Origin of the sequence: Paenibacillus sp. 2TAF8, from assembly GCF_052114825.1 — a bacterium.
In the GTDB taxonomy this organism is placed as follows: domain Bacteria; phylum Bacillota; class Bacilli; order Paenibacillales; family Paenibacillaceae; genus Paenibacillus.
In genome coordinates this window covers 151,526-175,829 of sequence record NZ_JBFRFN010000010.1, presented here as the reverse complement: position 1 = coordinate 175,829, position 24,304 = coordinate 151,526, and the positions used below count along the sequence as shown (strand labels likewise).

At 45.3% G+C, this 24,304-nt stretch carries 20 protein-coding genes; 1 reads left to right on the top strand and 19 read right to left on the bottom strand.

Annotated elements, in window-relative coordinates; genetic code table 11:
- Window positions 1-6: 6 nt before the first annotated feature.
- From AB4Z30_RS16950 to argC, 6 genes are all read right to left on the bottom strand, one after another.
- Window positions 7-1,242 carry an argininosuccinate synthase gene (locus tag AB4Z30_RS16950; RefSeq protein ID WP_090922968.1) on the bottom strand — a complete coding sequence of 412 codons (1,236 nt, stop codon included), beginning with the start codon at window positions 1,240-1,242 and terminating at the stop codon, window positions 7-9.
- A gap of 90 nt (window positions 1,243-1,332) precedes the next feature.
- Window positions 1,333-2,298, bottom strand: coding sequence for an ornithine carbamoyltransferase (gene argF / locus AB4Z30_RS16945; protein WP_441928407.1), 966 nt, complete (start codon window positions 2,296-2,298; stop codon window positions 1,333-1,335).
- A gap of 165 nt (window positions 2,299-2,463) precedes the next feature.
- On the bottom strand, window positions 2,464-3,717 hold the full coding sequence (locus tag AB4Z30_RS16940) for an aspartate aminotransferase family protein (protein ID WP_441928405.1): 1,254 nt from the start codon (window positions 3,715-3,717) through the stop codon (window positions 2,464-2,466).
- 467 nt (window positions 3,718-4,184) lie between these two features.
- Entirely contained in the window at window positions 4,185-5,012 is an 828-nt protein-coding gene (gene argB, locus AB4Z30_RS16935; protein ID WP_441928499.1) for an acetylglutamate kinase, read from the bottom strand.
- Between the two features lie 528 nt (window positions 5,013-5,540).
- On the bottom strand, window positions 5,541-6,779 hold the full coding sequence (argJ, locus tag AB4Z30_RS16930; protein ID WP_441928403.1) for a bifunctional glutamate N-acetyltransferase/amino-acid acetyltransferase ArgJ: 1,239 nt from the start codon (window positions 6,777-6,779) through the stop codon (window positions 5,541-5,543).
- Window positions 6,780-6,922: 143 nt separating this feature from the next.
- On the bottom strand, window positions 6,923-7,972 hold the full coding sequence (argC, locus tag AB4Z30_RS16925) for an N-acetyl-gamma-glutamyl-phosphate reductase (RefSeq protein WP_441928401.1): 1,050 nt from the start codon (window positions 7,970-7,972) through the stop codon (window positions 6,923-6,925).
- Between the two features lie 333 nt (window positions 7,973-8,305).
- On the opposite strand from argC, the gene cls reads away from it, so the two are divergent.
- Complete coding sequence (gene cls, locus AB4Z30_RS16920) at window positions 8,306-9,754, top strand: cardiolipin synthase (RefSeq protein ID WP_441928399.1); 1,449 nt, start codon at window positions 8,306-8,308, stop codon at window positions 9,752-9,754.
- Between the two features lie 171 nt (window positions 9,755-9,925).
- Here the strand turns inward: cls and AB4Z30_RS16915 are convergent, their stop codons facing one another.
- The 13 genes from AB4Z30_RS16915 to fliW all read right to left on the bottom strand — a co-directional run bounded on the left by AB4Z30_RS16915 (window position 9,926) and on the right by fliW (window position 24,281).
- On the bottom strand, window positions 9,926-10,834 hold the full coding sequence (locus AB4Z30_RS16915; protein WP_441928397.1) for a YitT family protein: 909 nt from the start codon (window positions 10,832-10,834) through the stop codon (window positions 9,926-9,928).
- A 124-nt stretch (window positions 10,835-10,958) separates the two neighbouring features.
- Window positions 10,959-12,072, bottom strand: a protein-coding gene (prfB, locus tag AB4Z30_RS16910) for a peptide chain release factor 2 (RefSeq protein ID WP_441928395.1) whose coding sequence is annotated in 2 segments (ribosomal slippage) — window positions 10,959-11,999 and window positions 12,001-12,072 — 1,113 coding nt in all. Because the reading frame shifts where the segments join, the coding sequence is not laid out codon by codon here.
- A 281-nt stretch (window positions 12,073-12,353) separates the two neighbouring features.
- Window positions 12,354-14,858 (bottom strand): preprotein translocase subunit SecA, encoded by a 2,505-nt coding sequence (secA, locus tag AB4Z30_RS16905; RefSeq protein WP_441928497.1) that lies wholly within the window; start codon window positions 14,856-14,858, stop codon window positions 12,354-12,356.
- A 794-nt stretch (window positions 14,859-15,652) separates the two neighbouring features.
- Window positions 15,653-16,216, bottom strand: coding sequence for a ribosome hibernation-promoting factor, HPF/YfiA family (gene hpf / locus AB4Z30_RS16900; protein WP_145414115.1), 564 nt, complete (start codon window positions 16,214-16,216; stop codon window positions 15,653-15,655).
- Window positions 16,217-16,633: 417 nt separating this feature from the next.
- On the bottom strand, window positions 16,634-16,831 hold the full coding sequence (locus AB4Z30_RS16895) for a cold shock domain-containing protein (RefSeq protein ID WP_024631599.1): 198 nt from the start codon (window positions 16,829-16,831) through the stop codon (window positions 16,634-16,636).
- A gap of 353 nt (window positions 16,832-17,184) precedes the next feature.
- Entirely contained in the window at window positions 17,185-17,490 is a 306-nt protein-coding gene (locus AB4Z30_RS16890) for a hypothetical protein (protein ID WP_441928392.1), read from the bottom strand.
- A 28-nt stretch (window positions 17,491-17,518) separates the two neighbouring features.
- Window positions 17,519-17,929, bottom strand: coding sequence for a flagellar export chaperone FliS (fliS, locus tag AB4Z30_RS16885; RefSeq protein WP_441928390.1), 411 nt, complete (start codon window positions 17,927-17,929; stop codon window positions 17,519-17,521).
- Between the two features lie 18 nt (window positions 17,930-17,947).
- Complete coding sequence (gene fliD, locus AB4Z30_RS16880) at window positions 17,948-19,831, bottom strand: flagellar filament capping protein FliD (protein WP_441928388.1); 1,884 nt, start codon at window positions 19,829-19,831, stop codon at window positions 17,948-17,950.
- 20 nt (window positions 19,832-19,851) lie between these two features.
- Entirely contained in the window at window positions 19,852-20,238 is a 387-nt protein-coding gene (locus AB4Z30_RS16875) for a flagellar protein FlaG (protein ID WP_441928386.1), read from the bottom strand.
- Window positions 20,239-20,362: 124 nt separating this feature from the next.
- Complete coding sequence (gene fliB / locus AB4Z30_RS16870; RefSeq protein ID WP_441928384.1) at window positions 20,363-21,601, bottom strand: flagellin lysine-N-methylase; 1,239 nt, start codon at window positions 21,599-21,601, stop codon at window positions 20,363-20,365.
- Window positions 21,602-21,731: 130 nt separating this feature from the next.
- Window positions 21,732-23,444: a flagellin N-terminal helical domain-containing protein gene (locus tag AB4Z30_RS16865; RefSeq protein ID WP_441928382.1), complete on the bottom strand. Its 1,713-nt coding sequence runs from the start codon at window positions 23,442-23,444 to the stop codon at window positions 21,732-21,734.
- A 143-nt stretch (window positions 23,445-23,587) separates the two neighbouring features.
- A complete protein-coding gene (csrA, locus tag AB4Z30_RS16860; RefSeq protein WP_441928380.1) occupies window positions 23,588-23,833 on the bottom strand; it encodes a carbon storage regulator CsrA in 246 nt (81 codons plus the stop codon).
- 1 nt (window position 23,834) lies between these two features.
- Entirely contained in the window at window positions 23,835-24,281 is a 447-nt protein-coding gene (gene fliW / locus AB4Z30_RS16855) for a flagellar assembly protein FliW (protein ID WP_441928378.1), read from the bottom strand.
- Window positions 24,282-24,304 lie beyond the last annotated feature (23 nt).

The window sequence follows — 24,304 nt, the reverse complement described above, 5'->3', positions numbered from 1 at the left end:
CGTGAATTATTTTTTGTTTTGCTCCACACCGGAATGTACTTTCAAACGCAGTGCATTCAGGCGGATAAAGCCTGTTGCATCACCTTGATCATACGCCTCCGATGGATCAGCTTCCATGGTAGCAATGTCCGGATTGTACAGGCTGACAGGGCTTTTCACGCCTGCGCCAATAACATTTCCTTTGTACAGTTTCACACGAACCGTACCGGTTACGTTCTTCTGGCTTTCCGTTACCAGAGCTTGCAACGCCAGACGTTCCGGTGCAAACCAGAACCCGTTATACACGAGTGTGCTGTAACGTGTAATCAAACTGTCACGCAGGTTCATCACTTCACGATCCATCGTAATGGATTCCATTTTGCGATGTGCCGTGAACAAGATGGTTCCACCTGGTGTTTCGTATACGCCGCGGCTCTTCATGCCGACAAAACGGTTTTCTACCATGTCTACACGGCCGATACCGTGTTTGCCGCCCAATTCATTCAGTTGCTCCATCACTTGCAGCGGGCTCAGACGCTCTCCGTTCAGGGCAACACAGTCACCTTGTTCAAACTCCAGTTCGAGGTACTCCGGTTGATCCGGTGCATCCTCAGGCGCGCTGCTCAGCAGGAACATATCTTTGTTTTCGTCCGCGCTTGGGTCGAACCAAGGATCTTCAAGCACACCGCTCTCATAGCTGATATGCAGCAGGTTACGGTCCGTGGAGTAAGGTTTCGCCGCAGAAGCGGTAACCGGAATGCCATGTTTTTCAGCGTAAGCGATCATTTCAGCACGTCCCGGGAACTGATTGCGGAATTCTTCCAGACGCCAAGGCGCGATCACTTGAATGTCCGGTGTCAGTGCCGCTGCGTTCAACTCAAAACGAACCTGGTCATTCCCTTTACCCGTAGCACCGTGAGCAATCGCTGTAGCACCTTCTGCACGAGCGATGTCCACCATACGTTTAGCAATAAGCGGACGTGCGATACTCGTACCGAGCAGATATTGGCCTTCATAGAGGGCACCTGCCTGGAACATCGGATAGATGAAATCTTTGGCGAATTCGTCGCGCAGATCATCGATGTATACTTTGGAAGCGCCCGTAGCGAGTGCTTTTTCTTCGAGTCCATCGAGTTCGTCCTTCTGACCGATATCCGCTGTAAACGCGATAATCTCTGCATCATAGGTTTCTTTCAGCCATTTCAAAATTACAGATGTGTCCAACCCGCCGGAATAGGCGAGTACGATTTTTTCCTTAGCCATGTGATATGGTCCTCCCCAAGATCAATTACTGTATTGCATCTATCATCGCCAAATTGGCGTTTAAAATCAACCCATTGCCGCAAATCGCGACTATTCGCTCATCAATGCAGCCATCAGAGCCTTTTGTGCATGCAGACGGTTCTCTGCCTGATCAAAGATCAGCGAGTTCGGGCCGTCAATGACACCTGCGCTCACTTCTTCACCGCGGTGTGCTGGCAAGCAGTGCAGGAACATGTAGTCCGGCTTCGCACCTTTCATCAATTCCTCATCGACCTGATACGCAGCAAACGCCTGCTCGCGAACCTTCTGCTCTTCTTCAAAGCCCATGCTCGCCCATACATCGGTGTACACGATATCGGCATCCTTCACCGCTTCCTGTGCATTGTACGTCACAAGCACTTCCGAACCGCTCTCCTGTGCAATGGCACGAGCCTGCTCCACCACAGTGCTGTCTGGCTCATATCCTTCCGGTGTTGCTACTGCAACATGCATCCCCATTTTTGCTGCACCCAGCATCAGGGAGTGTGCCATATTGTTGCCATCGCCCACGTAAACCATTTTCAGACCTGCCAGTTTTCCTTTATGTTCCAGTACCGTTTGGAAATCTGCCAGCACTTGGCATGGATGCGCTGCATCACTCAGGCCGTTAATCACCGGGACATCGGCATGCTCTGCCAGTTCAATCACATTATGGTGTCCAAACGTACGGATCATAATGCCGTCGAGGTAACGGGACAGTACTTTGGCTGTATCATGCGTCGTTTCGCCGCGTCCCAACTGAATGTCATTTTTGCTCAGGAATAATGCGTGTCCGCCTAACTGGAACATACCGACTTCAAAGGATACACGCGTACGTGTAGATGATTTTTCAAAAATAAGTCCGATCGTCTTGCCCTTCAGGGGCTGGAACGGTACACCGTTTTTTTGCTTGCCTTTGATCTCAATCGCGAGATCCAGCAAATAACGAATTTCTTCTGCCGTATAGTCCGTGAATTCGATAAAATCCCGGCCTCTCAGGTCAATCTTCTGAACCTTGTCTGTGTGTTGTACTGCCATATCTTCGTTCCTCCTCATTTCCGGTTCCCTGCACCCGCATGGGCAGAATTTTCACACTACTTTCCGCTGCCTGTTACCATGCGGCTACAGGGATTCTTTCACTTTAATCTGTGCCGGGGGCCGTAACGGCCCCGGTTCAGTATTTTATTTTTTCGTCATGAGAGATTATGCCTTCGCCGCAACGTGTTCTTCAATCAATGTCGCCACCAGGGACACGGCCTCGTCGATCTCTTCTTTACTTACATACAAGTTAGGAAGCAAACGAATCACATTAGGCCCAGCCGAGACGAACAAAATTCCACGTTTCTGTCCTGCCAGTACAATGTCACCGATTGGCTCTGCACACTCAATACCAACCAGCAAACCCATACCGCGCACTTCTTTCACGAACGAGTTGCCCGCCAGACGATTGCGCAAAGACGTCATCAGATAGTCACCCATCTCGGCTGCACGCTCTGGCAAGCGATCCTCCAGCATCGTCTCAATCGTTGCAATAACGACAGAGGAAGCAAGTGGTGTACCGCCAAATGTCGTTGCATGGCTGCCCGGTGTAAATGCATCACGCAGGAACCCTTTACCCAACATTGCGCCAACAGGGAATCCACTGCCAATGCCCTTCGCAACGGTGAACACGTCTGGTTCAACACCATAATGCTCGTGAGCGAACAGCTTGCCTGTACGTCCCATGCCTGTCTGTACTTCGTCCACGATCATGAGCAAGCCGTGCTCATCGCACAGTTTACGCACATGCTTTACAAATTCCGGCTCCACCGGATACACTCCGCCCTCTGCCTGAACCATTTCCAGCATAATCGCTGCGGTCTTCGGTCCAATTGCTGCTTCCAGTGCGGAGATATCGTGCAATGGCACCGTTACAAATCCCGCTGGCAGTGGCAAAAATCCTTCTTTCACCTTATCTTGTCCGGTTGCCGTCAGCGTTGCCAATGTCCGTCCATGGAACGATTGAGCAAAGGTAATCACTTCATACCGATCTTCGCCCTTCACCTTCTGCTGATAACGACGTGCTACTTTGATTGCCGCTTCGTTCGCTTCAGCACCACTGTTACAGAAAAAGACCGCATCCGCGCAGGTGTTGGCTGTCAGCAAGGCTGCTGCCTTTTCCTGTCCCGGAATCTGGAACAAGTTAGATACGTGCCACAGCTCATCGATCTGAGCTTTCAACTTCGCTCCCACTTTCTCTGGTGCATGGCCCAGGCTCGTTACAGCAAGTCCACACATGAAATCGAGATAGCGGTTCCCCTGATCGTCCCATAACCAGCTGCCTTTACCTTTGACCAAGCTAATGGGGTACCGTGCATACGTTTGAAAAAGTGAGCTTTCCGTCGGTGCCGTTGCACCTGTTGCTACTGCCCCTGCTACGGCTGTGCCAGAACCTGGCTGTTCGTTTCCTTTTGCCATGACCATATCACTCCTTGTCGATTCGTACACGTGTAAGGTGAATCAAAAACATAACACTGGCCACTTGGATGAAAAAAATAACCTTTTGATCGCATATACCCATGGATTTTTCGATCATATTAATTGAACTAAAGATAGTTTACACAGACCACTCCGATGACAGAATAACCTTCCAATCGCTGTTATCCCCAGATTTTTTGGATTCCCTTTTCTCAAAGGGAAAATCCGGTGATAAAGGCGAGCGCTACGCTTTTTCAGGTTTTTTCTGTCCTCTCCGTTTTTTGTGTAAACAAATAGTTCAAAGATGATAAGAGTGAAAATCCATAATACATGCGACCGCTTCGCTTCTTAAGGCTTTTTCTATCCTCTTCGTTTATTTGTGTTATGATGAACAGATTCACAAAAGTCGTGTACAAATTCTTTTTTATATAAATAAAACACCTAAAGTCTGAATTTCGAGTTGCATTCTACTGCATTCGGATAATTCGTGTACCGATTGTCTCGCCGCCAAGTACACGGCTCAGAATCTGCGGTTCGCTGCCGTCCACAATAATAACTTCGCGTACCTCGCCGTGGATACACGCAATTGCTGCGCGTACCTTCGGGATCATGCCGCCATAGATTTCGCCGGTTTGAATCATATCCTCGATCTCCTGAACAGATACGGATGGCAGCACTTTTTTCTCGCCACCAATCGTCTTCATAATGCCCGGTACATCTGTCACAACGATCATTCGACTAACGCCTAGATGTGAAGCCACCGCTCCAGCAGCAGTATCTGCATTAATGTTGTAACGCTGTCCACTCGCATCTACACCCACAGGTGCAATAACAGGCATATAACCCATATTCACGATGCCTTGAATAATCTCAGCTTTGACGCTTGTTACATCACCAACCCAGCCGATTTCGGCGTGGTTTGCTACCGGTTTTGCTTGAATTAGACCGCCATCGACACCAGATACGCCCAAAGCCTGACCGCCTACACGCTGGATTAAACGGACGATCTGTTTGTTAATGCTGCCTGCCAGCACCATTTCAACAACGTCCAGCACAGGCTCGGTGGTTTTACGCAAACCGTTTACGAACTCCGTTTCGATCCCAAGCTTTGCCAGGTTATCGGAAATTGCCGGGCCGCCGCCATGAACGATAACCGGGCCGTTTCCCGATGACTGCAAGTCACGCAAGTCTGCAAAAAAGGACTCTGGCAATGCAGCCAGCGTGCTGCCTCCACATTTCATTACAAACATCTGTTTTTCCGTACCTGTTTCCGTTGCAGTACTGCCGTTTGGCATGGTTGAATTCACGAGGCAAAGCTCCTTCCTAATCAAATTTAAAAGGATTAACACCTATATAAAAGACAAAAGATACAGATAAACGCTAGCGTTCCAGATTCGGATCGTTCTTTCGATCGCCGTTGTCTCCAGGTTTTTCTGATTCCCCTTTTCCAAAGGGAAAACCCGGAGACAAATGCGAACGCTCCGCTTCTACAGAATCGATTCCGCCTCTTCCACTACATTCGTTTATTTTTCATTTAAAAGTTTAATCCTTATAACTGATTTTTACATCTATGATGGTAGGCAGCTTTCTAGGGATCAAGCTGCAAAGTTCAAAACCTTTAATAACGTTCAGGTACTTTAATAAACTTTCAGGTAAACCTAATTTTCAAGTCAATCTCGATATCTTATCCATTTGAAATGAATTAACATACTGATTGTGATGAATCCAAGCTGTGTATTGGTACATTCACATCAATTATCAATAAAACTTCAAATTAGTCCGATCAGGAATAAGACAATGTATATTCATGGTATATCGTCTACTTATGTTCGGTACGCGGCGTTAATTCGTACATAGTCATACGTCAGGTCACAGCCCCAAGCCACAGCGTTACCTTCACCGTGGTGCAGATCTACCACAATGCGCACCGTATCCGTCTGCAAATATGCCAATGCCGCTTCTTCATCAAATACAACAGGACGAGACTGCGCGAGTACCGAGATGTCTCCGAGACGGATATCTACTGTATCCGGGTTCACTGGCTGGCCTGCACGGCCTACAGCAGCGATAATCCGTCCCCAGTTAGCATCAGCTCCAAACATCGCGGATTTCACTAGACTTGAGCCGATTACCGTCTTGGCAATCGCTTGTGCAGATTCATCGCTGACCGCACCCGTAACTTCAACTTCCACCAGCTTGGTTGCTCCTTCACCATCCCGTGCAATTGCTTTGGCGAGTACCTGGCATACATATGTGAATCCGGCAGCAAATGCCTCCCAGTCCGGGTGATCCATCGTCAGTTCTTCATTACCTGCATAACCGCTGGACATCGCTACGAGCATATCGTTCGTGCTCGTATCACCGTCCACGGTAATCATGTTGAATGTATGGTTGGTCGCTTGGCGCAGCAGGCGTTGCAACGCTTCTGCTCCGATGACCGCGTCCGAGGTCATAAATGCCAGCATTGTGGCCATATTCGGATGGATCATCCCCGAGCCTTTGGCCGCTCCTGCAATCGTTACCGTCTTGCCGCCGACAACGACGGAGACGCAAGCTTCCTTTTTCACCAAATCGGTAGTCAGAATCGCTTGTGAGAATTGTTCTGCTTCGTTCGTTTCTTTGCCCAGCTGTTCTGGAAGCGCCTTGATGCCCGAATGTACCGCATCCATCTTCAGCAATTCTCCGATGACACCTGTGGAAGCCACAGCCACGTCCTCTTCAGCCACACCCAGTTCACGAGCCGCTGCCGCACGCATTGCATATGCATCCTCTTCACCCTGCTGTCCTGTACATGCATTGGCATTACCGCTATTTACAATCACAGCCTGCAAACGTCCGTTGCTCAGGCTTTCCCGAGTGACTTTGAGCGGCGCAGCCTGAAACACGTTGGTCGTGTATACGGCTGCAGCTGTCGCGGGAATATCGCAACGAATCGCTCCGATATCATTGCGTGTAGTTTTTTTCAAACCACAGTGCAGCCCACCTGCGGTGAACCCGCCCGGCGTAACAATTGTCCCATTTTCAACTACGGTAAATGCCTGTTGCTCCACTTTTGTTCCCATATCGTATCCCCCGTATGCGTTCAGCCATATGCTGATGAACCGCCTGCTTTAACTGAAACTGCCCAACTGCTACCCATGCGTATGACGCTGAAATGGAACACCGCTTCTTTGCGCTTCCCCCTGCGATGTTCACCAGCCACATATTATGGATATACCGGTGTCATGTTCAGCCCGAGGTTTTCCTCCCATCCCATCATCAGGTTCATATTTTGAATCGCTTGCCCGGATGCACCCTTTACCAGGTTGTCAATAACCGAAATGATCGTTAAACGCCCTGTGCGCGGGTCTGCGGCAAATCCAATATCACAATAGTTTGATCCAGATACTTCTTTCGTTGAAGGCCAGATGCCAGGTTCACGCACACGTACAAAAGGTCTGTTCTCATAATATTTACGATATAAATCTACAATCTCCCGATCACTATGTTCTCCCGTCAACTTCGCATACATCGTACTCATAATGCCCCGTGTCATCGGTACAAGTTGTGTTGTAAAAGTAACTGTCACCGGGCTTCCGGTAATGTTGCCGAGAACTTGCTCGATTTCAGGGATATGCTGATGTTTATTCAATTTGTAGGCTTTAAAATTTTCGTTCATTTCTGCGTAATGGTTAGTCAGGCTTGTTCCGCGCCCTGCACCGGATACGCCCGATTTTGCATCAATGATAATGGTCGAAGGATCAATCCAACCCGCCTCCACCGCAGGAATCAAGCCCAGCAATGTCGCTGTCGGATAACAGCCAGGATTGGATATAAAATCTTTACCCTTCACTTCATCCCCGTACACCTCAGCCATACCGTATACAGCTCTCTCCAACAAATCTGCTGACGGTGCAGGGTGTTTGTACCACTGCTCATATACCGATCCGTCTTTCAAACGGAAATCACCAGACAGGTCGATCACCTTCAGCCCTGCTTCCAATAAACTCGGTACGAGCTTGGCACTTACGCCAGACGGGGTCGCGGTGAATACGAGATCTGCACGGCTTGCAATCTCTGCCGGATCGACGCCGTCGAGTGGCCTGTGAATCACGTCCGTCAAATGCGGAAACCCATCTGCGATGGACTCCCCGCTGCTCGATGAAGAGATTACCGATGTAATTTCAACCTGCGGATGATTCTGAAAAAAACGAATCAGTTCCACCCCGCCGTAGCCGGTGGAACCGACGATTGCCACTCTTAATTTGTTATTCACTCTCGCTCCCCCAATCCTGTTGTATGCGCTACTTGTGCCTTGCTCAAGGTTTTTGTCAAAGCTTGAGCAGACAATTCCGTCGCTTCTATGCATATTTGTGTATTATTATACGACTCTAGTTATATAAATACAACCATCTATCATCAATTTAACACGGATTTCCAACAAATCCGAACGATAACTTTTTACCTTAGGGACGAACAAGGTTTCTTCTGTTAAAATACATAGTAGAAGGAAACATTACATACAGAGTCTTGTTCATACATACACCCTATTTATTAAGGTGAAATTGAACCAAACTCCGAAGGTCATTATGAGACATGGGGGACTAAAGTGCATATCGAATCCATCTTACTTGTTGTGCTCCTGGGACTGAATATTATCTTCGCTGCCGCAGTCGTCTTCTTTGAACGCAAAGATGCCAGTGCTTCCTGGGCTTGGCTGCTGGTATTGAACTTTATTCCGGTCTTCGGGTTCATACTTTATCTTTTGACGGGTCAGAATCTGACTCGGTATCGTCTCTTTCAATGGAAAGAGCGCAAGAAGCTTGGCTTGGAGGAACGAATTGAAGCGCAGCTTGCACAGCTGCAGGACAATCGAACGCCTTTCTCCAATAAGGCAACCGAAAGCAGCCAGGATATGATCTATATGAATCTCAAACAAAATGGCGCACTCCTGACAGAGCATAACGCGGTTGAGATCATCACCGATGGAACCGAAAAGTTCCAGCGGCTTCTGGATGACATCGAGGCGGCACAAGATCATGTGCATGTGCAATATTACATCTATCGCGGGGATGATCTCGGCAAAAGAATTCGGGATGCGCTGATCCGTAAAGCACGCGAAGGTGTGAAGGTTCGTCTGCTGTACGACGCGCTTGGCTCGCGACGGGTAAGAAATCGATTTTTCAAAGAATTGCGTGAAGCGGGTGGACTTGTTGAAGTCTTTTTCCCTTCCAAATTCAGTCTGATCAATCTGCGGATGAATTACCGTAACCACCGCAAAATCGTGATCATCGATGGTAATCTTGGTTATACTGGCGGATTTAACGTAGGTGATGAATATCTCGGACTCAATTCGAAATTCGGCTACTGGCGCGATACCCACCTTCGTATTCGAGGTAATGCGGTTCATGCGCTGCAAACACGTTTCCTGCTCGACTGGAACGAAGCTTCCAAACAACATGACACGCCGTATGTTCCCTCTCATTTCCCTCAAATTGAGGGTTCAGGTCAAACCGCCATGCAGATTGTATCCAGTGGCCCTGACGCCGAGATCGAGCATATCAAGAACAGTTACCTGAAGATGATTAATGGTGCCAAACATTCAATTCTCATTCAAACCCCGTATTTTATACCGGATGCAAGTGTATTCGAAGCGATACGGCTTGCCTGCCTGTCGGGTATCGATGTACGTATTATGATTCCGAATAAACCGGATCATGCGTTTGTATATTGGGCCACGTTGTCTTATATCGGGGAGCTGCTAAAAGTAGGGGCTAAAGCGTTTATCTACGATAATGGGTTTATTCACGCCAAAACACTGATTATTGATAGTTTGGTCGCTTCGGTCGGGACTGCCAATATCGACTACCGCAGTTTCCGGTTGAACTTTGAGGTTAATGCCTTTATGTATGATGAGACGATTGCAACGACACTTGTACAGACCTTTGAGCACGACCTGCATGTATCGCGGGAGTTGTCGCTGGAGGAATACCAAAATCGCAGTTTTACGATACGTGTCAAAGAAGCTATCTCTCGTCTGCTGTCTCCAATCTTGTAAACTCGGCAGGAACCTATATAAATAACAGAACATGATTTACACAGACACTACGAGACAGAATACTCTTCCAATCGCTGTTATATCCTAAAAAATAAAAGCAGAACCTTCCTTCCCAGTAATCTGGGTAAAGAGAGGATCTGCTTTTATTATTCTACCTCATGCTTCTAATACTTAAATATGCTCTCCGCGCTTAAATCCTTCTCCAAGCACTTCATGCGCATTACTAATGATGACAAAAGCACCCGGGTCTACCGACCGGATCAGCGTTTTTAGTCTCGGCACTTCATTTTGCCCAACGACCACCATCAGCACGGTCCGCTGGTCATCGGTATATCCACCTTTTGCCTCCAGCTTGGTCAGACCACGATCCAGATCAGCCAGAATGACTTTGGTTATCGCCTCCGTCTGGTTGGAGATGATATATGCCACCTTGGAGTATCCCAGTCCCATCTCGACGGCATCAATCACTTTACCCGTCACGTACAAACCAATTAACGCATACAGAGACTGTTCCAGCGACAACACAAAGGCTGCCAAAATAATGACGGTCGCATCCATGATCACAACACACAGCGAGTAACTAAGCCCACTGTATTTCTGTACAATGCGAGCCAAAATGCTCATACCTCCCGTTGAGCCTCTGCCGCGATACACGATCCCAATCCCGAGACCCACACCAATGCCCCCGTACAAGGAACCAAGCAACGGATTGGCTGTCGGGATCTCCCAATGACTCGTTAAATAGACAAAGAGCGGTAGCACAATACTGCCAAGGATCGAACGCACACCGTACTGTTTGCCGATCAGCAGAAATCCTGCGATTAATAGCGGAATGTTAATAGCCCATTGGGTATACGCCGGTTCCCAACCGAGCCATTCGTCTCCGAGGATGGATAAGCCCGATACACCGCCAGAAGCGATTTGATTGGGCAATAAAAATAAATTAAAGGCTACCGCGATCAAAAACGAACCCACGATAATGAACAGGGTATCGATGACGTTCCGCCAAGGCCCATTCAGGGGGATGAAGGTGGTTAACCTCTTTTTGCGTTGAGGGAATGAATGCTGTTGATCTTGCATGTGTCGTGCTCTCCTTTATATAACGTATCCATAATCTTCTTCACATTTCATAAAAATGTTCAAAAAAAAGCCCCTGTATACACCAGCATGCGCCTCTGCGCACGGGTCCATACAGGAACTTGAATTAATCGGTTTCTACTTTAATTTGGCTACGCAAATAACCGTCGATGAATGCATCGAGGTCGCCGTCCATCACTGCTCCTGTATTTCCTGTTTCCACGCTCGTACGGTGATCCTTTACCATACTATAGGGATGGAATACATAGGAGCGAATCTGGCTACCCCACGAAATTTCCGATTGATCCCCTCGGATTTCATCCAGCTGTTGTTTTTGCTCTTCAATTTTACGCTCATATAATTTCGAACGAAGCATCGTCATCGCACGCTCACGGTTTTTGATCTGTGAACGCTCATTCTGACAGGTCACAACCACTCCGGTCGGAATATGTGTAATCCGTACAGCAGAATCGGTGGTGTTAATGTGCTGTCCACCCGCGCCGCTCGCACGGTAGGTGTCAATCTTGAGGTCTTCGGTACGAATGTCGATCTCAATCGTATCGTCGATCTCTGGCACCACATCACAGGATACGAAAGACGTATGTCTACGACCTGATGAGTCAAAAGGAGAAATCCGTACCAGACGGTGAACCCCCTTCTCCGCTTTCAGATAGCCATATGCGTTATGTCCTTTGATGGACAATGTCACACTCTTGATGCCTGCTTCATCGCCCGGAAGATAATCCAGCACTTCAACCTTGAAGCCCCGCTTCTCTGCCCAGCGTGTATACATCCGCAACAGCATTTGACCCCAATCCTGTGACTCCGTACCACCAGCACCTGGATGAAGCTCCAGAATGGCGTTCATTTTGTCATATGGCTGATTCAGGAGAAGCTGCAGTTCGAACTCATCGAGCTTGCCAACAATCGCAGCAACACTGTTGCCAATCTCGGTTGCCAGCTCTTCGTCGCCTTCTTCGTCAGCCAGTTCAGCCATCATCAATGCATCGTCATAATCCTGTTGCAGCTTCGCGTACTGATCTACTGAACCTTTTACGGCATTCATCTCAGCAATGACAGCCTGTGCTTTCTCATTGTCATCCCAGAAGTCCGGAGCTGACATTTTCTCTTCGAAGTTCTCAATCATCTCTTGTTTGAGATCTAAGTCAAAGAGACCCCCTAAGATTTGTTAATTTCTTGCCTATTTCACGCAGGTCCTGCTTCACGCTTGGATCAATCATGTGCAATTCCTCTTTTCATTAAGATAAGCTCCCCGCATTCGGGAAGTTCGATCAGATCAAGTCTCGGATGCATCTTCATAAGGCTGCGCATACTGTTACCAGTTGGCACGCCTGCCTTCACTCAGCGTCATATGATTATTCATATGCACCAGTCATCGGCTATGCATCCTTCACTTTATCCTATTGAACACCCGGCTGCAAGGAGCCGCATTAGTCAAACGATATAGATTAAACTAATCTATCTTACATTGGGCACTTCGATAAAAGAAATGAGACAAGAACTACTCTTGACCGTGGCAGTGTTTGAACTTTTTACCGCTGCCACATGGACAAGGGTCATTACGGCCGATTTGGTCAGAAACCTTCACCGGACGTTTCTCCGTAGGTTCACCGCTTGTCGAGATCTGACTCTCGTCCACAACAGCCTGACGCTCTTGGTTGCTTTCGATCTGTGCTTTCATCACATACGTCGCAACTTCTTCCTGAATCGAAGCGATCATCTGATGGAACATCTCGAAGCCTTCGAACTGGTACTCACGCAGTGGATCTGTACCACCGTATGCACGAAGGTGAATACCTTGACGCAATTGATCCATCGCATCAATGTGATCCATCCACTTGCTGTCTACCGCACGAAGCACAACAACCTTCTCGAACTCACGAACCATCTCTTCACCGATACGTTCTTCACGAGCGTTGTACTTGTTCTGTACTTTCTCGAACAGGTACTCGATGATCTCCTCAGCTTCTTTGCCCCATAGGTCATCTTTAGTGATGGAGCCTTCATCCAGCAATTTGCTGTTCATAAAGTCTGCCACTTCCTGAAGCTCCCAGTTCTCTGGAATATCATCGCTGCAGTGTGCTTCAACGATACGTTCAATGGAAGGTTTGATCATATCCATAACGATCTGTTTAATGTTTTCAGACTCCAGTACCTCGCGGCGCTGCTTATAGATAATCTCACGCTGTTGGTTCATCACATCATCATACTGAAGAACCACTTTACGTACGTCAAAGTTATTGCCTTCAACGCGCTTCTGCGCAGATTCTACGGCACGAGTGATCATGCGGCTCTCGATCGGCTGATCTTCTTCAAAGCCGAGACGTTCCATCATGTTCAGCACGTTGTCTGCACCGAAACGTTTCATCAATTCATCGCCCAGCGACAGGTAGAACTGCGTAGAACCCGGGTCACCCTGACGTCCGGCACGACCACGCAACTGGTTATCAATCCGGCGTGATTCGTGACGCTCTGTACCGATGATATGAAGGCCACCAACTTCAGCTACACCTTCACCCAAAATAATATCTGTACCCCGTCCGGCCATGTTCGTTGCAATCGTTACTGCACCCGCCTGACCAGCACCGGAGATAATTTCAGCTTCTTCCGCATGGAACTTCGCATTCAAGACCTGGTGTCTGATGCCGCGACGTTTCAGCATGTCTGACAGACGCTCCGAGTTCTCAATGGATACCGTACCCACAAGAACCGGTTGGTTTTTGCTATGACGTTCCACGATCTCTTCTACCACCGCTTTGAACTTGCCGTCAATGCTCTTGTATACCACATCCGCCATATCATCCCGTTTATTCGGACGGTTCGTTGGAATCTGTAGTACTTCAAGTCCATAGATTTTCTTGAACTCTTCTTCTTCCGTTTTCGCTGTACCTGTCATACCCGCAAGTTTCCGGTACATCCGGAAGTAGTTCTGGAATGTGATTGTTGCCAGCGTCATGCTCTCGTTCTGAACCTCAATGCCTTCTTTGGCTTCAATCGCTTGGTGCAATCCATCGCTATAGCGACGTCCAGCCATCAGACGACCTGTGAATTCATCAACGATCATGACTTCTTCATCCGTAACTACATAATCCACATCACGGCGCATAATTACGTTTGCTTTCAGAGCCTGTACGATATGGTGGTTGAGCGTCACGTTAGCATGGTCATACAAGTTCTCAATGCCAAATGCTTTCTCCGCTTTGGCTACGCCACCCTCAGTCAGCGCTACGGATTTCACTTTGATATCCACCGTAAAATCTTCTTCTGGCACAAGACGCTTCACAAAACGATCCGCTGCATAATACATATCCGTCGATTTTTGAGCTTGTCCCGAAATGATCAATGGTGTACGTGCCTCATCGACGAGGATCGAGTCTACTTCGTCAATGATACAGAAGAACAATGGACGTTGTACCATTTGCTCTTTGTACAGCACCATGTTGTCACGCAAGTAGTCAAATCCGAATTCATTGTTCGTGCCGTACGTAATATCACATGCATACGCATGCTGTTTCAATGCATGGTCCATACCGCTGAGGTTAACCCCAACTGTCATGCCCAGGAATTCATAGATTTGTCCCATCTCCTGGCTATCCCGCCCAGCCAAATAGTCATTGACTGTGACTACGTGTACACCTTTGGACATCAATGCATTCAAATATACCGGCAGTGTCCCTACCAGCGTTTTACCTTCACCCGTTTTCATTTCAGAAATACGGCCTTCGTGCAGCGCAATCCCGCCCAGCATTTGTACATCATAATGACGTTTGCCCAGTACACGGCGTGATGCCTCACGTACGGTTGCAAATGCTTCAGGAAGAAGTTCATCCGTCGTTTCGCCCTTCTCGATGCGGGCACGGAATTCCTCCGTTTTGCCTTTCAACTGCTCATCAGACAACGCCTGAAATTGTGGTTCCAGTTTATTGATCACATCGACCGTCTTCATCAGACGTTTCACATCACGCTCGTTCATGTCTCCGAAGATCTTTTTGACAAGTCCTAACATGGTATACCCCTTTCGTGCAAAACAGAATAGACCCCCTGCTGCCGCCATGCGACACCATCGGATGGATTGATCATCCATTCCCCCCTGGGGGTGACAAACAAAAAAACAATATAAGATGAATCAACTCCAGGTTTGCCACGGTTACTCATGAAGCTGATCCGGTGTTCACTCGAATCTGGTGTATCGAAACTTGCCAGAATTCGAGCTGTTGAATCATGTTCATGGTGCTGTGCCTGTCATTGATTATGATTAGCGATCATTCGTTGACAATTCTCCATCAGGACAATGATTCTCTTTGCATAAATTGTAACAGTTTGTAAGGGTCGCCGCAACACGCCGCAGCAGACTTCTTTGAACTTCAACCCCTGTATAAACCGAGTTTTAGTGCAAAAAATCATAGTCGTTAGCGGAAGCGACAACATGACTGTTGTATTTCCCTAGATGTTGCAAGGTGTACGTCTTTATTTGTGGGAAATATGGAAGTTTATTTCAGAATGTTTTTTCATTTTAATAATTCTACTTCGTTATATATATTCCTGCTGACTCTCAATCTATTAGACGCAACAATATAGCGAATAGTTTCATTATTTTATTTCCAGCTTCAGGCGAATACTTCGCTATCACAGGTATTTCTCTCTTCCCCCACTACATAGACAAGCAGTCGCTACGCACAAAAGAGCCCCATCCCTTAAAGGATGGAGGCTCTCGTTAGGTTCAGTTCAGGAAGCAATCAGCTCCTGCTTATATTCAATCGTAGGTTGTACTATTCAATTGAAGCGATGCTGTAAGTATACTTAACCTTGCTCAATCAGGCCATACTTGCCATCGTTCCGTTTGTAAACCACGCTCACTTCTTCATTCTCAATATTGGAAAATACGAAGAAGTTATGACCAACCATGTTCATTTGGAGGATTGCCTCTTCCACGTCCATTGGTTTCAACATAAAGCGTTTTGTCCGTACGACTTCCAAATCATCGTCATCCGTATCTGTGTCCAGTTCGGCTGTAGCCACTGTGCCTGACGGATCTTCCACGAAGAGTGTCTTCAGGCTGCCTTCCTGACGGAATTTACGGTTAATTTTCGTTTTGTGTTTGCGAATTTGACGTTCCAGCTTGTCTACAACGGCGTCAATGGATGCGTACATATCATCGCTCTCATCTTCTGCACGGAGCACAAAGCCTTTCAAAGGAATCGTCACCTCGACTGTATGCAATCCTCTTGTCGTGCTCAGCGTAACGGCACCGTCAGAGGTAAGGGGTGCATCGAAATACTTCTCGAGTCTACTCAACTTTTTGTCGACATAATCTTTCAAAGCTTCGGTAACCTCGATTTGTTGACCTCGAATACTTAAATTCATAGGGCACTCCTCCTTTATCTTTGCCACTTCATTATAACACGAATGTAAGCGCCATGTAAAAACTCCCGGTGACCGAATAATGACATCTGCTCCCGTCACATCAACCAATGTAGCTTTAACGCCATATTTCGCGATAATTCGCCATTTTCGGGCATATTGGAGTATTAGATAAAATCATGTCAGGCGCTTGATCATGTATTTAACCGTTTTGGCGGTTACTTAATCTATGATGTAAAACTATCTTTATTATGACCCTTTAAGTTCCCCTGTTTAAGTTCAAGGATTGACGGGCAAATCTCCCATATTTCAAAAATCTATGAATACAAAAAAAGACCCCGGATCACCGGAGTCTGATGCTAGCGATAATTCAATTTGGTAACCATCTAACCATATATGTAGGTCGGATTGTCCGGATGATTATAATTTGATTACGTTAGCTGCTTGCGGTCCACGTGCGCCTTCGACGATGTCGAATTCTACGGATTGACCTTCTTCCAAAGTTTTGAAGCCTTCGGATTGAATTGCGGAGAAATGTACGAATACGTCGCCGCCATCTTCAGTCTCAATGAAACCGTAACCTTTTTCTGCGTTGAACCATTTTACTTTACCTTGCATGCACTAACATTCCCTTCGTCATCAAATGAAGTAAGCTCTGGCCAAGACCCCAGCCCACAATTCAGATGATATCACCTAATCTTATCCATTGTCAATTGGTAAAGAAAATGTTTTATTGGTATTTTTTGTAGATTTATAGGGAGAAATGTTGAAAGCTTCAGGATTTAAGGCACCGAATTCATTTAGTACTTGTTCCTATACGAAACCCTTATCGAGTCTATCCCTTCCTTCGTATAACTCAATGATTAATCATGGATTGTCTTTAAAAATATGCAAAAAAAAACTCTTACATCTTCTGACAAAGGAATTAATCCTAAAATCAAAATAGTGTAATGAAGTTTTTTTTGTAATACCTATTTTCTTTTGTCCATTAAGAAACTGTCTGGCGTGTATCCTGACTCATACGCACTTCTCTGTACTTTAGCCTGTCCACGCTTATGCAGCCAATCCTGAGCCTCCAGCCGGAGCGTGTTCATCCGAGCAAGAATCTCCGAGTCCCGTTCTAACAAGCTATGCAAAGTTAACTTCTCATATTCACTAGCCGGTGTATAAGAAAAGTGTTCAATGAGTTGATCTATAATTACTTGCCGCTCTTCAATAAAGGATTCAAGTTGTTCAAAGTTTAGATCATATAAACTAGCCAGGATGTCTTTAGTCATGATTTCCAATTGACTTATACATTCTGATCTATCCATGAGCACCAGCGGATTGTTCTCCTTGACCAGCTACCATTTTGGAAGCTTGCACCCAAGTCTCACGCAGTTCAGACAAGTAACCTACTGCTTCTTCAGCCTTGGATTCATCGCGCTGAATATTCGCTTCAACGAGCAAATAATTGGTATATTCATACAAGGAAAATAAATTTTTAGAAACGTCGTACGACTGGTCCAAAGTGCTCATTAGCTCACTTATAATCGTTTGAGCTTTACCCAGATTCAGATTCGTTTTTTCAATATCCTGTTGCTGCATACTAACAATGGCTGTTTTAATAAAACGAATAGCCCCGTCATACAACATGATGACTAACTGTCCAGGATTGGAAGTTTGGACAGAGGATTGACGATATTTATCATACGGAGAAGTGATCAAAAGTCTCACCCTTTATTTTAAAATGGATTAACCTAATTTAGCTAATAAACTGGACGACTGTGCCTGCATGTTTGACATTGCTTTTTCCATAGCAGCAAACTGTTTATAGTAACGATCCTCAGTACTTGCCAGATTGCGCTGCATTAGAGCAATACGACTGTTGTATTGTTTCATTTGTCTTCCCATCGTATTTTCTTCACTGAAAGTACTTGTGACATCCGTTGTAAACCGGTTTGTACCTGAACGGTCGGATATCCGCTGGATCGCAGCAGTAACTTTATCTGATAATTTATCGAAAATCCCGTCATTCGGTGCGCTATCAGGACCCTGGAGAAGATCTATGACTGCCTGAGGATTTGAACTGAGTGCAGTTCTTAACTTGGACTCATCCTGAATAACAAGTTTTCCATTTTCTGAGTATAATCCAGTAGTTATACCCATGGCATTTAGAGGACCTAACTTTTCTGAAATGATGGACCTCATATCCGAGAGAACCGATTTAATGATGTCGTTGTTCTTTAACAATCCACTTTTGGATTTTTCAGTCCATGTTATAATTTCAGACTCTTTCATTTCTTTTTTCTGCTCATCCGTAAGTGGTTTGAAATCTTTGTATTTGGTTTCACGGATCGTGCTATTCAAAGATTTAATTAAATTATTGTAGTCATCGATAAACCCTTTAATAGATTCTAATGCTTTATCCGGGTCCGTTTGATTCTTGATGATAACAGGATTATCGACGCCATTTTTCACTGTTTCTTCCTGCAGCGTCAATGTCACACCATTAATTGTAAATGTGTTCTTTCTAATGTTCTCCAGACTTTGATTATTCACCTTAACAATCGCGTCCACACCATCTTGTACTTTAGTCAGGGGATTTGTATCCTCTTTGAAAGGAACTGCGCCTTTGAAAAGTGAAAGAAATTCATAAGAATTGCCGCCCATCTTGATCTCTTTCCCTGGATCTGCAGTGAATGTTAACTTACCTTTATCATCAAATGAAGCTGTAACTCCAGGTTGGGTTTTACTATTTATTTTACTAACCACACTAGATATGGTATCTGTTTCATTAAAAACAAAGGTCGCATTATTAATCACGAAGCTGTAACCTTTCATTTGTGCCCCTGGTTCAGGGTCCTTTCCATCTTTTAATTTCTGAAGGTCGCCCAGTGTCTGAGTACCCGTTACATCCAACCCGGCACCGTTTGTTTCTATTACTGTCTTTTTGGAAAAGAGAGCGATTAATGAGTTTTTGCCTGCAGGTGTCTCTATTTTGATATCTCCAGCGGCTCCACCTGAGCGTGAAGCGAGTGATAACTTCCCGGTTGCTTCATCGTAACTTGCAAATACATCTGCTGATAAGGATGAATTAATGGTCGATATAAAGGAAGAAATGGTTGTACTTCCGTTAAAGAGTGAATTCCCATCTTTATCCTTGAAGGTCATTCCATTGATCGTGATATCGAAGCCTTTCTTCAAGTAAGCCGTACGGTCCTCATCGCTCATTGCCGACAGCTCCACTCCATCAAGAGAAGCGAGAGTTGTATTTCTATTCACACCCTGACCCAGACCAGACGTTTCAAGCGTTTTGGCACTTGCCAGTTTTTCAACAGTGACTTTCATCTCCACTGTAGTTGCACTAGCTGTAGCATCCGCTTTTACAGCGGTCGTATTGCCAGAAACGACAGATTTATTCGCATTCAACGCAGCAGGATTACCATACTTCGTTGTTAGTTTATTGACTCGAAAATCGTACAATTTACTGCTTAAATCACGGTAACTCTCTCGCTGCCATTGCAGAACCTGCTTGTCCTGATTTAATCGGTCCAGCCTGAGATTTTTGGTAGCCATCATACTTTTGACCATACTATCAATATCCATGCCTGAAAAGCCGTTAACACGTGTAACCATTCTGCACCTCCGGATCTACATTATATCTTCTCATCCACTAGAATTCCGGCTAACTCCATCATTTTCGCAACCAGATCCAGTGTTTTTTCAGGAGGTATTTCACGAATGAGTTCTCCTGTATCTTTATTAAGGACTTTGACCATAATTTCATGTGTTTTTTCGTGAATGCTGATGTCGAGTGTTGTTTGCGGGCCCTGAAGTGATTTTACGGCATTCTCAATGGTCTTGATCAAATGCTCTTGACCAATGGACAGAGAGGCCCCCTGCTTCTCCAATTGGCTTAAACTCAAACCTTGATTCACAACTGCGTTCAATTCTTGTCGTTGTACTTCAGATGCTGAAGAAGAGTCTCCCTGTTGACTGACTGATGATGACGTTTTAGCGGATAATGAGAACTGTACATTCATCTTTACCACTACCTCCGGCTGCATATTTACTTTTTATATCGGCTCCCGTGAACGTTCTGATTAGAGCAATATGAAAAATATGTATAAAAAGACCTCGGATTGTCCAAGGTCTCAACATTTTAGTTTAATTTTTGATCATGATCGACATATAAGCCATCGATTTAAAATTGTTGCTTTCGAGTAGGTCAAGTACGTTATTCAAATAATTTGAGTTATGCTCAACGGTCTTAGCAAAAGATTGTACCAGCTTCACTACAAGCTCTGTAGTTAAACCTTTATGGAAACCAGACATACCGATTAAATGCAGTTTGATCATAGAGAAATGAACAACCATCATAACATAATCGTCGAATACTTGATTTCTGCCAAATGGGAACAGATTCTTGAATACATAATTCACAAGATAATTTTCGAGTATATATTCATGTTCCACCATGAACGGTGCATAGTATTTTTCACTCGCAGTTCTATACCGTTCAGCAATTTCTTCCTCAGTAGAATCCTCAGTATACATAATCCCATTCAACGTTTCTATAACACATTCCATGTATCTGCCGCCTCTTACGCCGTGACCAAAGCGATAATCCATGAGCTCTTTAGATAGCTTGAGCTGCAGAATGTTGTTAACCGGGATGTCCATTAACGAATTTTTGGTATTAGGGTCTTCCAGCATACTTGAATATAAGGTAATCGTATCCTCTATTGCATCATAATTATCTTCATTAACTTGAGACTGAATTTTCTGATAGAACAAACCTAGAAAGATCAGTCTCTCAGCTAATGTATAAGCACGATTTTGTAAAACTTGGATCGTAAAAATTCGTAAATTCCAGAAGTATGGCATTAATTTGTTTTTTCCGTTGGGATTATCTGTAATAATTTGCTTGTTAATCCACACTTTATTATTCAGTGGCTCTTCAATTTCATTAAATTGAATTCCCTCTGGCTTCAGCAATGTAATCCTTGCTGCCTCAGGGCAGGATAGCGTTGTTGATTTCTCAAGCACCCCGTCAATGCTATTGATGCTCCTTGGATAACTGCTGCATACGTTAGACAGATAGTCTTCTCCTAAACCAAGCTGTATTTTGCATAAGTTTTCTTCAGAAAGAAAACCACATCTTCCCTGTTCATCCATATTAATTTTCGCATATTTACGAACAGTAGGCTCTGAACGATGCCTGGAGACATTTTTATCAAATAAAGGCTTCAACTCGATATTACGAGATTTAGCATACTTTTTATAAGTTTGCTGATCAATGTCCACTCTCCAGCCAATGCAACATGAATCTTCACAAGCAGATCCGATACAAGCGAAATCCTGCATATATTCCGGAACTAGAATCGTTCTATTTTTAACGGTCATATAAACTCTCCTTATACACCTTTTGTAAATAAAAATAGATACCCTCACATGGAAGATATCTATTTTAACTTGCAAATCATTAAACTTCCGAAGGAATTGGATAACCAATTCCTCCAGAAAGAGATTAAAATTAACGAAGCAATTGCAGAACGCCTTGTGGTTGTTGGTTTGCTTGTGCCAACATCGCTTGAGCCGCTTGAGCCAAGATGTTGTTTTTCGTTTGGGACATCATTTCTTTCGCCATGTCTACGTCACGGATACGGGATTCCGCAGCAGTCAGGTTCTCGGAAGAAGTTCCCAAGTTGTTGATTGTGTGCTCCAGACGGTTTTGAACAGCACCCAGTTTGGAACGTTCGCTGGAAACAGTAGCAATCGCTTTGTCTACAATAGTGATCGCGTTAGCAGCGTTAGCTGAACTTGTCAAGTCAAGTGCTTTTTCTGCATTTGTGTTGTTCGTTCCATCTGTAACGTTGTTCGCTGATGAGAAGCCTGCTCCTGATCCAACGATACCCAGAGCTGATGCACGCATATCATTCACACCCAGCGACAGGGACTGATGCTCATTGGCACCGATTTGGAAAGAAGCAGATTTGTCCTCTGTTTGACGTCCAACAGTTTCTGTCACCGTTTTAGCGTCTGCCATTTTAAGTTTAACTGTTGCTGCGAAAGAACCAGTTGCGCCGGCACCAACAGTAAAGTCGAATTTGATTCCGTTAGCATCATATTTCAATGTGTCAGTAGCTTTAAGGGAGAAGTCAGTCGTCGACAAAGTTTTGTCACCAGCAGCATTTAGGAGTGCAACTGTAGCCTTATCTCCAGTCCAAGTCACTTTGACTTGTGCAGCGCCATCTAACAATTCTTTACTTGCGCCATCAACTGTGATATCAGTCAAAGTTGAGTCAGCAGTACCTGTTTGTGTAGTAACAGCTGTTATACCTGAATTAGTGCTGATTGCACCGTTGGTAACTAGTTTATCTCCATCTGTAGCTGCAACTGCTCCAGAAGCTTTGTACAAATCAACAGTAACAGAGTCGCCACCTTTCCAACTATCTGCCTGTTCTTTTGTGAAGGAGAAGGAAATACCGTTGTTATTGTAGCTGTATGTTTTGGTGTCCATATCATATGCTACTGTATCAGCATCTACTTTGATCGTTTTGTCAGTACTGTCTTGGGCTTTGATATCGACAGTAAAAGTACCGTCTGTTCCCTTAGTAATTACTACTTTTTGATCAGTGGTGTCTTTATCTAGAGTTGCCCAATCCAAACCGTTATCTGCTTTTCCAGTGAATGAAACATTGAAATTTGCTTGCGGACTAGTACCGCTCCATGTCACTGGATTGTCACCAACCTTAGCCGTTTGTGCCGCAGCCAAAGTTACTGTCGTTGTTGTTGGAGTTCCTGCGTTAACAACTTTTTGTTCAGACAAATCACCGTTCAACAATTTCTTTGTATTGAACTCAGTAGTGTTACCGATCCGGTTGATTTCGGAAGTCAGTTGGTTCATTTCTTTTTGCAGTTCTTGACGGTMTGGAGTTGTGTTTGTATCGTTGGAAGATTGAACGGAAAGTTCACGCATACGTTGCAGGATGGAGTGAGTTTCGTTCAATGCACCCTCAGCTGTTTGGATCAAAGAGATACCATCTTGAGCATTACGAGTCGCTTGGTCCAAACCACGGATTTGTCCGCGCATTTTTTCGGAAATTGCCAAACCTGCAGCATCGTCACCAGCACGGTTGATGCGAAGACCGGAAGACAATTTTTCGATGTTTTTGTTCGTGTTAGCAGTGTTAGTGCTCAGTTGGCGGTGAGTGTTCAACGCCGCAATATTGTGGTTGATAATCATTGAGTGTTTCCTCCCTGAAATAAGTTAGTTCCACATCCTTGTGGTAAACGCCGCGACATTAAGGTCGGCCGCCCTGCCGAAGCAGCGTCTAAATTATATATCGACAGGAGGTTTGCAACTGTTTATAGCAAACTGGAATATTTTTAATCTTTTTTTGCTCCAGAATTACGAAGCCGTTCCATAAATGCCTCCACATTGGCGGCAAGCGGTGCAGCAGACTCCCGGTTAGCTTCCTGAATCGAAGCATATATTTCCTGACGGTAGATATCGATATGTTTAGGTGCAGAAATACCAATTCGCACGGTATCTCCCTCTACCGCTAATACCGTAATCTCAATCTGATCCTGGATGATGATGGATTCGCCTTTTTTTCGTGATAACACTAACATCTCATACACCACCCTTTGCGGATTCCAATTGTTCTTCCGGCCAGATCAGACAACGTGTTTTATACCCAGACTGATGAAGCACCACTTGTTTACCCGTCTTAATCTCCGGGTTCAAAACCACGGGGGCCAGCAGGTTCATCGTAGATTGACTGACTTGCTTCTGAATCGTGACCATAGCATATACCTGGACTTGTTCTTGAATCTCAAGCTCCTCCCGATCTGCTTCCGGCAATTCAAAACTGTAATCCGGTGCAAACAAGAAGGGGTTAACCAGCAAAAATGAAAGCTCCGGTTCTTGAAGAGATTGCAAGTATATAAAAGGAGTTTCYTCCCAAGGGATCAATGCGAATTGATGCTCATTCTCGAACCCTGGCAACCCCTTAGGAAAGTGGAATATCTCCTGCTCCTGAACTTCAATGTCTCCCCAAATGCTTGTCTGTATTATCATAATAACGAAGCCTCCCATGCGAA